The organism is Kordia jejudonensis (assembly GCF_001005315.1).
GTDB lineage: Bacteria > Bacteroidota > Bacteroidia > Flavobacteriales > Flavobacteriaceae > Kordia > Kordia jejudonensis.
Genome location: NZ_LBMG01000081.1, coordinates 1 through 10,905, shown reverse-complemented (window position 1 = coordinate 10,905; position 10,905 = coordinate 1). Strand labels below are relative to the sequence as shown.

13 protein-coding genes are annotated in these 10,905 nt (G+C 34.3%); 10 read left to right on the top strand and 3 right to left on the bottom strand.

The window, feature by feature from the left end; translation table 11 throughout:
- Positions 1-50 precede the first annotated feature (50 nt).
- Positions 51-254 (bottom strand): hypothetical protein, encoded by a 204-nt coding sequence (locus tag AA089_RS22205; protein WP_046759219.1) that lies wholly within the window; start codon positions 252-254, stop codon positions 51-53.
- Positions 255-507: 253 nt separating this feature from the next.
- On the opposite strand from AA089_RS22205, the gene AA089_RS22200 reads away from it, so the two are divergent.
- From AA089_RS22200 to AA089_RS22185, 4 genes are all read left to right on the top strand, one after another.
- Positions 508-1,263, top strand: a complete 756-nt coding sequence (locus AA089_RS22200; protein WP_046759218.1) for a glycosyltransferase family 2 protein — start codon at positions 508-510, stop codon at positions 1,261-1,263.
- 6 nt (positions 1,264-1,269) lie between these two features.
- The gene (locus AA089_RS22195; RefSeq protein WP_046759217.1) at positions 1,270-2,337 is read left to right on the top strand and encodes a glycosyltransferase family 4 protein; all 1,068 of its coding nucleotides are present in this window, start codon (positions 1,270-1,272) and stop codon (positions 2,335-2,337) included.
- A gap of 243 nt (positions 2,338-2,580) precedes the next feature.
- The gene (locus AA089_RS22190) at positions 2,581-3,192 is read left to right on the top strand and encodes a hypothetical protein (RefSeq protein ID WP_046759216.1); all 612 of its coding nucleotides are present in this window, start codon (positions 2,581-2,583) and stop codon (positions 3,190-3,192) included.
- A 296-nt stretch (positions 3,193-3,488) separates the two neighbouring features.
- On the top strand, positions 3,489-3,875 hold the full coding sequence (locus AA089_RS22185; protein ID WP_046759215.1) for a hypothetical protein: 387 nt from the start codon (positions 3,489-3,491) through the stop codon (positions 3,873-3,875).
- Positions 3,876-3,931: 56 nt separating this feature from the next.
- On the opposite strand, the gene AA089_RS22180 is transcribed toward AA089_RS22185, so the two are convergent.
- Both AA089_RS22180 and AA089_RS22175 read right to left on the bottom strand, forming a co-directional pair.
- Complete coding sequence (locus tag AA089_RS22180) at positions 3,932-4,885, bottom strand: hypothetical protein (protein ID WP_046759214.1); 954 nt, start codon at positions 4,883-4,885, stop codon at positions 3,932-3,934.
- Between the two features lie 182 nt (positions 4,886-5,067).
- Complete coding sequence (locus AA089_RS22175) at positions 5,068-5,664, bottom strand: class I SAM-dependent methyltransferase (RefSeq protein ID WP_046759220.1); 597 nt, start codon at positions 5,662-5,664, stop codon at positions 5,068-5,070.
- A 74-nt stretch (positions 5,665-5,738) separates the two neighbouring features.
- Between AA089_RS22175 and AA089_RS22170 the strand changes: the two genes are divergently transcribed.
- The 6 genes from AA089_RS22170 (at position 5,739) to AA089_RS22145 (ending at position 10,865) form a co-directional block, all read left to right on the top strand.
- Positions 5,739-6,641 (top strand): glycosyltransferase family 2 protein, encoded by a 903-nt coding sequence (locus AA089_RS22170; protein WP_046759213.1) that lies wholly within the window; start codon positions 5,739-5,741, stop codon positions 6,639-6,641.
- Positions 6,642-6,643: 2 nt separating this feature from the next.
- Positions 6,644-7,204, top strand: coding sequence for an L-threonylcarbamoyladenylate synthase (locus AA089_RS22165; RefSeq protein WP_046759212.1), 561 nt, complete (start codon positions 6,644-6,646; stop codon positions 7,202-7,204).
- Positions 7,205-7,298: 94 nt separating this feature from the next.
- On the top strand, positions 7,299-8,723 hold the full coding sequence (locus tag AA089_RS22160; protein ID WP_046759211.1) for a CCA tRNA nucleotidyltransferase: 1,425 nt from the start codon (positions 7,299-7,301) through the stop codon (positions 8,721-8,723).
- Between the two features lie 41 nt (positions 8,724-8,764).
- The gene (locus AA089_RS22155) at positions 8,765-9,799 is read left to right on the top strand and encodes a COX15/CtaA family protein (protein ID WP_046759210.1); all 1,035 of its coding nucleotides are present in this window, start codon (positions 8,765-8,767) and stop codon (positions 9,797-9,799) included.
- Positions 9,800-9,826: 27 nt separating this feature from the next.
- Positions 9,827-10,345 carry an IS1096 element passenger TnpR family protein gene (locus tag AA089_RS22150; protein WP_046759209.1) on the top strand — a complete coding sequence of 173 codons (519 nt, stop codon included), beginning with the start codon at positions 9,827-9,829 and terminating at the stop codon, positions 10,343-10,345.
- Between the two features lie 277 nt (positions 10,346-10,622).
- Positions 10,623-10,865 carry a hypothetical protein gene (locus tag AA089_RS22145; RefSeq protein WP_046759208.1) on the top strand — a complete coding sequence of 81 codons (243 nt, stop codon included), beginning with the start codon at positions 10,623-10,625 and terminating at the stop codon, positions 10,863-10,865.
- Positions 10,866-10,905: the final 40 nt, after the last annotated feature.

Genomic DNA, 10,905 nt, shown 5'->3' with positions numbered 1-10,905 from the left:
TTCCGACCATGACTGAACCGAAGTTCGCTTTGTGTTAAAATTTCCAACTATTAAGGATTTGGCGGAGCAATACACTCATTTGGATTTTCAGTGTAACAACGTCCTTCTTCTGATTCGGTTGGACATGGTGCTGTAAGGCAACAATCTGAAAAAGGAATGGAGAAATACCCTAATCCTCTACCGCCGACAGGCTGGTTAACAGACGAAATTAATTTCTTGTTTAACTTCAAAGATTTTAAACTCTTTTTTTTCATAATAATACGATTTTTGAATATTAATAATTACCCGAAATTAGCGAAGTACAGAGCAACAAAAAAGAAACTATAGCTACGATTGTCGTATTCTCGGTTGTAATTGTAGGCTGAAAAATGACGAATTATTTATGATCGTTTTATTTTAAAGACGCATACATCGTTAATCAATAATTACAGTTTAAAATCATTGTAAAATCATTACTTTTGTCGCTACTGAATAAATTTTGAAAGCCAACAACGCTTCATATTTCTTATGAATACAAAAATTAGTGCGTTAGCCATTACATATAACGAGGAAGACAATATTGAGAAATATATTGAACAACTCTCGTTTGCCGATGAAATCATCATTGTAGATTCGTTTAGCACTGATAAAACGGTAGAACTTGCCCAGAAATATGATATTACGCTAATTCAACGAAAGTTTGACGATTTTTCTTCTCAGAAAAACTTTGCCATTGAGCAAGCTACACACGATTGGATTACCTTTTTTGATTTGGATGAAGAAGTGCCAAAAGCATTAGCTGACGAAATTATAGCAACTGTACAATCTGAAAACTCAATGAAAGTGTACCATGTAAAACGTGATTTTCATTTTATGGGAAAACGCATGAAATATAGTGGTTTTCAAACAGATGTTTCAGTACGATTGTTTCACAAAAAATACGGTCGTTACAATGGAAAACCTGTACACGAAACCATTGAAACAACTGAAAAGATTGGCACTTTGCAACATGCTGTCGCACATCAAACGTATAAAAGTTTTGACAATTACAATCAAAAGTTAAGTCAGTATAGTCGTTTGCAAGCCGAAGCGTTGTACAAAAAAAATGTGCGTCCAAATGCGTATCATTTTATCTTTAGACCTTGGTATCGTTTTGTACATCAATACTTTTTACGATTGGGAATTTTAGACGGAAAAGAAGGTTTCATTTTGTGTTATGTTCATGCGTTTTCAGTATTCAAACGCTATTTACAATTGTGGACGATGTATCGAAAAATTCAATAATTAGGTATGAAAAATGTTTTTTTAGAATCACATAATATCAAAAACCTTCATTTTGGGTTTGGTCAGTTCAATTATCATCTGATAAAAGGATTGTATCAAGCAAATATTGATGATTTTAAAATGACGCTTCACGCGAAAGACCTCAGCAAACTTAAAGACGAATTTGGAAATTATTTTGACTACAAGAAATACCAATCCTTTCGTCGCTATCCGATGCTTCGTATTCGAAAAAAGTACGATTTGTGGCATTCGTTAAACCAAAATATAAAGATTGAGCCGTATCATGATATTCCATACCTTTTGACGGTTCATGATGTCAATTTTATTGAAGAAGAATCCAATGACATGCATCACGAACGCAATGTCCGTTTTCGTAAAAAACTAGAACGTAGCAACGCTATTACCTATATTTCAAACTTCGCGAAAGCATCTACACACAAATATTTTGACGTTCCAGATGTTCCTGAATATGTCATTTACAATGGAAATCCAATTCGTGATGTGACACTTCCTGCAAATCATAAACCGCCACAAGTTTCAAATAAACCGTATTTGTTCAGTATCGGAGAATTTACACCGCGCAAAAACTTTCACACTTTAGTGGAAATGTTAGCGTTATTGCCCGATTTCAATTTAATCCTTTCGGGAAATAATAGCACTGAATATGCAAATGGAAAATTGGCTGAAACCATTCAAAAATACAAGTTGCAAGATCGTGTCATTATTACAGGGAAAATTGACGATTTGGACAAACAATATTACTTACAAAACTGTACTGCTTTTGTATTTCCATCATTGCGTGAAGGTTTTGGAATTCCGCCAATTGAAGCCATGCGATTTGGAAAACCTGTCTTTTTATCTCACAATACATCGTTGCCAGAAATTGGTGGCGAACATGCGTTTTTCTGGGAACATTATGATGCTAACTATATGGCAGAAGTATTTGAAAAAGGCATGCATACGTTTGAAACGAACAAAGAAATCTACGAACAGGCATACATCAAACGTGCTACAAGTTTTGACTGGAATGCAACGGCTAAACAATATGAAGAAGTCTATAGAAGCTTACTTTAATTTAGATCTGCGCTAACGCGCGATTAGATTATTGGACACGCTTCGCTTTTAGATTTTTAGTATGTTTGGTATTCGTTTATTCGAAATACATTTACATTTTACATTTTGCGGTTTTACATTTTAAATTCAGTATTCTAAACCACTTCTCAATTCATAATCTAGCATTTAAAATATACAATTACCCTGACGCAACCTTTTCAGAAAACTGCCATCTATCTTATAAATTGCTAAAACAAAATTGCTATGAAAAAGAAATTACTATTTATAATTTTGGCAGGATGCATAACAGCTTGCACTATCGATGAAGTTACTATGGAAGGAAGCTCCACTATTGAACAACCAGAACAACCTGTAGCCGTATGCTTCGTTGATCCGAACAATCCGCCTGCCGTTTTTGGCTCGCAGTGGAATGCCGTTAGTTTTGTAATTGAAACACCTGTAGATGGAAACGGAGATGGAGTTTTCTCTACTGATTTGTTCGAAGAAAGCTCGTGTACAATCAGTCCTATTATTTTTCGAGATGATTTTAAAGCAACAAACCCTTTATTTGTTCCTATTTCGCTACGTTTACTAGACGATGGCAATGGAAATCTCGTTCAAAATATTGACTGTAATGGAATTATAGACGGTTTATTTCCAACATATTCGCAGGAACAGGATATCGTATATTTTTGTTATTCTGGACAAATCGAATTTACAGGAACACTTTCTAATAATGATCAGACATTGACTATTGAGTTTACGAATGACCTATTATTTGGTTTCAACATTACAGGTGGAAATCAACTATTGAGACAAAATGGAACTGTAGAATCGTATGAAGGTGGTGCGATCGTAACTTTTGAACGTATATAAAACGCACCAAAATAGTTTAAAATTGATTGTATCTAGTGTTCAATTTTACTATTTAGAAAAAACTACGCTGTTCAATTGAATACCCGAAAAAATCATAAACTGTATTGCATTTACACAGTATTGCTCGCATGATAAAGCGCTATATAACAATAACTTAAGCACTTATTTTAAATTTTTACAAATGCCAGTATTTATGGTTGAGTTTTTATAAAACATCAAAAACAACAGTTCTTTTTCATCCTATAAATAAGTTTATTTGCTTCAAATGAATTTCAAAACCCTAAAACAGTAGCAATATGGAAAACTTAGTTGAAATTAAAAGTAACTACAATTCTTTAGATAAATTATATTTGTTTTTAGAAAGAGTATCAAATTTTGAATGCTCTAAAGAATATGATATTTGGGAACACAGAACTGACACAAACGGACAATTGGAAGAATGCATCATCATTAAAAAAAGTGGAATGCATGCCATAAAATTATTTTTTGTAAATAAAGATACCGTGAAAATAAATCACATCATTCCGAATAAAATGATGCATGCTTATTTTGGAAAAAGTGTAAAAGTGCGAAGAAACATTATTGAAATTCTTGCAGGTTTCATAAAACAAGCGTTGCTAAAAGGATCGCAAGAAAAAGCTTTTAAGGAATTAGAAAGCATTGTTTACAAAGCAGCTGCATAATTTTTTATAGAATATAGAAGTGATGTAAATTTTTATGATTTGCTAAAAAGTTTACATCATTTCAATTCAAAAATAGGTTGTACCCAATTTTCAATTTTATATTTTGATAGAATTTTTTCGTCAATTTCTAGGTATGGTGACGTGACGAAATCTTCTGGAATTTCAATTGCATCTTGGTCTACTACCAATATATTTTGCGAATGGTAAAAGTCGTAGTTGACAATATCTTTGTTGGTTGTGATGAGCTTTTTGCGATGTCCCAAGGCTTCAAAAATTCGAAAGGACAAACCAACTTGCTCTGTACGTTGAATTTCAACTATGATTTTTGCCTTTTGTATCAAAGCTGAAACTTCTGCAATCGATTTTTGTGTGGTAATAATTTCTACATGTTCGGCTGGCATTTCGCTTCCGTTATACACTTGAATATTGTAATTCCAATTGTGTTGCTTCAAATACTTTGCTAAGTTTTCAAGCAGTGGAAAACGGTAATCATTGGTAGAAATATTAAAAAATTGATATTCAAAATCTGTATGATTGCTTTCTTCAAAAATATAATTTGTCAGTAATTCTAAATTGTATTTTTCAACATCCAAACGATCATAACTATACACTTTATCAAATAACGGAATGATGTCTACTTTTCGTGGAAAACGTCGTGTGCTATCGTAATAATAGGCAATAAACTTTGTCGTATAACTTTTTATAAAGTGTAATACATCATCATTCAACACATCTGGACGAATGATAAAAATTTCATCTTGCTTGCCTAATTCTGTTATGGAAGATTTGATTCTATCGGTTACAAAGCTCTTTTTTAAATTCTTTCCTAAAAACAGTTTTGAAAAGAAATTCTGCACTTTGTGAAACGTGTTTTTATATTGAAATACAGGCTGATCTAGATATAAAATCTCCGCATCAATATGATTATATTGTTGTAATGCGCTGTGAATATGCGAAGTATAACCAAACGCATAGGGTGCAATAATGAGTGTTTTTTTAGAAGATTTCAATCAGTATGGGTTTAAACTTGTTGTCAAATCGAGCAATATTGAAATCAACATATTTGTTGATTGAAAATACCAAGCAAAGCTATCGAGATTCAATTAAACGAATTGTTTTCGTTAGCTTCTCGACTGCGCTCAAAGTGACAAAATAATTTCGTTACGCTCGTTTGTGATTTGTTTAGGACGAATTACACAATAATTCCCAATCCGTTACAATGCGGATAATTATAGACTCTTTTTCCTGTTGCTTTCGCGATATCAATGACAGCTCTTCGCACTTCAGGAAAACTTTCGGTATCATGAAAAACGGTACATTGGCTGTGTTGCGCCGCCCATAATCCACATTCGTAGGTTTCTTTATAATTGTGTACAATATCGACATGCGAAAAATTGTATTGCTTGTCATCTTTCTTAATCCAATCGCGATAATCTGATTTGATCAATTCAATATTTGTGAACTTAGCCAACGAAGCTTTTGTTTTATCGTAATGATCGCCTTTATGATCTGTATGTTCGTCACCGATAAAAATATCAATTCCTTTCACTTCTTTAAAATAGTTTGAAAAAACTACCGAAGAATAGCCAAATTCTACACCAAATTCTATGCAAGAATCGCGTCCAATCTCAAAACGATCTAAAATATCTTCAATAATCAATTCCAAACCTTCCCAAGCTGTTACCATTTGGATCATTTTTTCTGGAGTTGTCATTTTTGCCGGAACATAGGTTTCCATTGGCAATCTTTTGTGTAAAAGGTATTTTTTTAATTTTGAACGAAGTCCCATAATTGTGGTTTGTGTTTGCGCAAAAGTATAAAATTCAACAGAAAATTGTGTAATTTTGCGCAACAACTACGCATATGAAGGATATTTCTATTGTTATCATTAATTACAACACCGCAAAGTACACGTTGGAATGTATCAACTCAGTTATTGAATTTACAGACAAATCGCTGTCGTACGAAATTGTAGTTGTGGATAATAATTCCGACCCTGAAGATTTTACACATTTAGCACAAAATTTCCCAACGCACGATCATATTTCATTGCATAGAAGTGTTATTAATACTGGCTTCGGTGGCGGAAATATGTTTGGCGCACAATTTACCAATGGAAAGTATATTTTATTCCTAAACAATGATGCCATGTTGCAAAACGATTGTTTATCAATTTTACATTCGTACATGGAAAACAATCCAAAAGTTGGAGTCACCACGGCGCAAAATTATGACGAACACAACAATCATGTCATTTCGTTTGATCATGATAAAGGCATTCGAAAGTTGCTATTGGGAAGAAGTTTCTTAGAGAAAAACTGGGCAACACAATTTCCGAAACGTAAAAAAGAATATACCGAACCTGTTGCGGTAAATTTTGTCAATGGTGCGTTCATGTTTTTTAGAAGAGAAGCATTTGAAAAAGTTGGCGGATTTGACACAAATATTTTTCTCTATTTTGAAGAAATGGACATTTGTTTCCGACTCAGAAAACAAAATTATACCAGCGTTTTAGTGCCAGAAGCAAAAATTTTACACTATCAAGGTGTGAGTACAGGCGTTTCTAAAGCCATTAGTAAAGAAGGAATGATTTCGCATATGTATGTGATTAAAAAAAATTATTCATCCGCTAAATATCTCTTTATCAGAATGTATTATTGTTTGAGTTTTCTCATAAAACCTAAAAAATGGTTTATGCTAGGTTTGGTTTGGAGAGGCGCACACGTATCAGAATCGTTAAAACAACAACAGCAAATTCGATTTTAGTTATGACAGAAGAAATTCAGAAAACTTTTGATCAATTACAATCAGGAAATACCATATTATATCCTACAGATACTGTTTGGGGATTGGGTTGCGATGCGACAAATGCGGAAGCTGTAGCAAAAATTTACGCATTGAAAAAACGTGAAGAAAACAAAGCCTTAATTTGTTTGGTCAGCGACATTCGTATGTTAGCACGTTATATTGAAGAAATTCCAGAAGTAGCATATGAATTGTTAGAAGCTGCTGACAGACCAACCACGATTATTTATGACAATCCAATTGGCATTGCAGACAACTTAGTCGCTTCTGATAAAACCCTAGCGATTAGAATTCCTGATGATGAATTTTGCCAAAAACTCATTCGGAAATTCAAACGACCGATTGTATCTACTTCTGCAAATATTAGTGGACAACCAACGCCAAAAAACTACCAAGAAATAAGTGCTGAGATTTTAAAAGGTGTTGACTATGTTGTAAATTTGCAAAGCGAAAAAAAAGCCTCCAAACCATCGACAATCATTCAATTGCGATCCAATGGAGAAATTAAAATAATTAGAGCGTAGTTTAGTTGTTAGTTGCTTGTTTTTGGTTGTTAGATTTGTAAACCTATAAAACTTGATAAACTCATAAACAGAAAACACTCGAAGCGTATTACCAATGAATTACAAAGAAGCCTTACAACTCAATATATTTTCAACCATTTCAAAAGCGGCAACCGAATTACAGCTTGAAACCTACGTAATTGGTGGTTTTGTACGTGATTTCATTTTGAAACGTGGCGATGCAAAAGATATTGATGTCGTTGCTGTTGGAAGTGGAATAGCGCTCGCTAAAAAAGTAGCTTCACTCCTACCGAACAAACCAAAAGTACAAGTGTTTAAAAATTATGGTACTGCCATGATTAAAACCAAAGAAATTGAAGTTGAATTTGTTGGGGCACGTAAAGAAAGTTACGAACGTGGAAGCAGAAATCCTGCGGTAGAAAACGGAACGCTTCAAGATGATCAAAATCGTCGTGATTTTTCAATAAATGCAATGGCATTGAGTTTAAACGAAGCTACTTTTGGAGATTTGCTCGATCCGTTTAACGGTTTACAAGATTTAGAAGATAAGCGAATTGTAACACCGCTCGATCCAGATATTACCTATTCGGACGATCCGTTGCGTATGATGCGTGCCATCCGATTTGCTACACAATTGCAGTTCAATATTGATCCTGTTTCGTTGGAAGCTATTACGCGAAATGCAGAACGTATCGAAATCATTTCAAAAGAGCGCATCGTCGTAGAATTAAACAAAATACTAAGCAGCCAAACACCTTCTATCGGTTTCATACTGTTAGAAAAAACAGGATTATTACCGTATATTTTACCCGAATTACAAGCGTTAAAAGGAATTGACGAAAAAGAAGGTCAAAAACATAAAGATAATTTTTATCACACCTTAGAAGTTGTCGACAATATTTCCAAACATACGGAAGACGTTTGGTTGCGTTGGGCAGCATTGTTGCACGATATTGGAAAAGCGCCTACAAAACGTTTTCACAAAAAAATTGGTTGGACATTTCACGGACACGAATTTATTGGTGGAAAAATGGTGTTCAAACTTTTCAAACGTTTGCATATGCCACTGAATGAAAAGATGAAATTTGTGCAAAAAATGGTCATGATGAGTTCGCGACCAATTGTATTATCGCAAGATGGTGTTACAGATTCTGCTGTGCGTCGTTTGGTATTTGATGCGGGCGAACATGTGGAAGATTTAATGACATTATGCGAGGCAGACATTACGACGAAGAATCCGAGAAAGTTTGAAAAATATCATAACAACTTTAAAATAGTTCGTGAAAAAATCATAGAAGTTGAAGAACGCGATCATGTACGTAATTTTCAACCGCCAGTTTCTGGAGAAGAAATTATGAAAGCATTCAATTTGAAGCCTTCCCGAGAAATCGGAATCATCAAGCATGCGATAAAAGAAGCTATTTTGGAAGGCGACATACCAAACGAACACGATGCTGCATACACATTTATGCTTGCTAAAGGAAAAGAATTAGGTTTAGAAGTACATCCGATAAAGTAACAGATCCATACTTCTGTGAACCGAAATAAATATATAGATTGATGAAAAAACATTTTCATAAAATTGCCAAAATCACATTAATTCTTGTGTACATTGTTATCATTGCTGGCGCCGTTGTACGTATGACGGGAAGCGGAATGGGTTGCCCAGATTGGCCAAAATGTTTTGGATATTACATTCCGCCAACGGAAACATCACAATTGGAATGGAAAGCCAATCATTTTTATGAAGATGGAATGGTGATTATTGTGGATGAAGCGTTGCAAGTTGCCAAAGAAGATTTTACAACGACTACTTCGTTCAACAGCTCAAATTGGGAACCGTATACCAAACATGATTACGCAATTTTCAATGCGTTTCACACATGGGTAGAATACATCAATCGCTTATTTGGTGCGCTTGCGGGACTTGCCACATTGGTCTTACTTGTCGGTTCATTTTGGTATTGGCGAGAGAAAAAAATCATTACATTCTTATCATTTTTCACCGTTTTAGGCATGGCGTTTCAAGCTTGGTTAGGAAAAACGGTTGTAGATTCAAACTTGGCGCCTTTTAAAATTACAATTCACATGGTGATGGCATTGGTCATTGTAGCCGTCTTATTGTACATTGTCAGCGTCACATCCAACAAAATAAAATCACATAAAAAAGACAGTTTCTTTACAAAATTACTCTACGTTTCATTAGTATTAACTTTGATTCAAATTGTATTAGGAACACAAGTTCGACAGTTTGTAGATGAGCAAATTCACGCGTTGGGCGAAACCAGCAAATCGTTGTGGCTTGCCAATCCTGAACTCGATTTTTACATTCATAGAACGTTTTCCATTGTCGTTTTATTGGTCAATGTAGCCTTGTTTTACAGAAATAGAAAACTACTTTTAGGATTCAAAAAAATGAATTGGGTCATGCTTTTATTAGTGTTGGAAATCCTTTCGGGAATCGCCATGTATTACTTCGATTTTCCGTTTGGAACACAAACCATACACATTGTTTTGGCAACCATTTTGTTCGGAATTCAATTTTATTTGATCTTAGAAGCAAATAAAGCCACAAACAATGCAGAAAGTTTGTAAATTTGCAATCCAAATTTTTAAAGTACCATGATTTATAGATTCAGAATTATATTAGACGCAACAGAAGATGTATTCCGAGACATTGAAATTCAGGAAGATGCAACTTTTGAAGACTTTCATAATGCCATTACACAAGCGTTCGGTTTTGATGGAATGGAAATGGCGTCTTTTTACGTAAGCGATGACGAATGGAATCAAGGAGAAGAAATTTCTCAGTTTGATATGAGCGAAGGACAAGATGCAATTCGGTTGATGAATGAAACAAGCTTAGATGGCGTACTTTCGAAAGAGCAAACACGCTTAATTTACGTATACGATTTCTTAAATATGTGGACATTTTTGGTGGAACTTGCTGAAATTGCCGAACCAGTTGCTGGCGAATTGTACCCGAATTTATTATTTTCTCACGGAATTTTGCCAGACAGCGCGCCAGACAAACAGTTTGAAGCTGATGAAGATGAAGATCCGTATGGTTTCAACGACAGCGATGACGATTTGGACATCAACGATTATGACAGTTTAAACTTTGACGAAAACTGGAATTAACATTTATTTGGGCGTTCCCATTTTTAAATTGCTAACGCATTAAAAATAGTCAGGCTTTCGGCAGTCGCTTTTGCTCGTTCTGCTGAACTTCATTCAGCAGCTCACAAAGAGCTCCAACAATGCCTTTATCCTTAACGCAAAACTTGTCGTAACCTTCAAAAATCATAAATTTATTGACATTCTCGTCGTCATTTATAAATCACGATAGGCATATTTTTTTTCTTCATTCTAATTCGTATAGGTTTGAGTTATTAATTAATTTTTAAACCTTATTATTATGAAAAAAAGAAATTTAAAATCGTTGAATTTGAACAAAAGTTTAGTTTCAAATTTTCAAAAAAATGTACTTAATGGAGGAACTGGTACAATAATCTCTATCAATACACTTAACTCTATTATTGACGGTCCAGGCTGTGATTCTAATGCAGGTTGTACAGGTGGTCCTAATGAAACTTTATCTTGTCCTTTAGATTCGTGCGCATGTACAGGTCCATTAACAGGTTGTGGTTCTAATAAATAAAAAAGTTAAAAAGCGAACTTCGGTTCAGTCATGGTCGGAA

Excerpts from the sequence above, each read along its gene's own strand:
- AA089_RS22205 (WP_046759219.1), bottom strand. The coding sequence starts at position 254 with ATGAAAAAAAAGAGTTTAAAATCTTTGAAGTTAAACAAGAAATTAATT.
- AA089_RS22200 (WP_046759218.1), top strand. The coding sequence starts at position 508 with ATGAATACAAAAATTAGTGCGTTAGCCATTACATATAACGAGGAAGAC.
- AA089_RS22195 (WP_046759217.1), top strand. The coding sequence starts at position 1,270 with ATGAAAAATGTTTTTTTAGAATCACATAATATCAAAAACCTTCATTTT.
- AA089_RS22190 (WP_046759216.1), top strand. The coding sequence starts at position 2,581 with ATGAAAAAGAAATTACTATTTATAATTTTGGCAGGATGCATAACAGCT.
- AA089_RS22185 (WP_046759215.1), top strand. The coding sequence starts at position 3,489 with ATGGAAAACTTAGTTGAAATTAAAAGTAACTACAATTCTTTAGATAAA.
- AA089_RS22175 (WP_046759220.1), bottom strand. The coding sequence starts at position 5,664 with ATGGGACTTCGTTCAAAATTAAAAAAATACCTTTTACACAAAAGATTG.
- AA089_RS22170 (WP_046759213.1), top strand. The coding sequence starts at position 5,739 with ATGAAGGATATTTCTATTGTTATCATTAATTACAACACCGCAAAGTAC.
- AA089_RS22165 (WP_046759212.1), top strand. The coding sequence starts at position 6,644 with ATGACAGAAGAAATTCAGAAAACTTTTGATCAATTACAATCAGGAAAT.
- AA089_RS22160 (WP_046759211.1), top strand. The coding sequence starts at position 7,299 with ATGAATTACAAAGAAGCCTTACAACTCAATATATTTTCAACCATTTCA.
- AA089_RS22155 (WP_046759210.1), top strand. The coding sequence starts at position 8,765 with ATGAAAAAACATTTTCATAAAATTGCCAAAATCACATTAATTCTTGTG.
- AA089_RS22150 (WP_046759209.1), top strand. The coding sequence starts at position 9,827 with ATGATTTATAGATTCAGAATTATATTAGACGCAACAGAAGATGTATTC.
- AA089_RS22145 (WP_046759208.1), top strand. The coding sequence starts at position 10,623 with ATGAAAAAAAGAAATTTAAAATCGTTGAATTTGAACAAAAGTTTAGTT.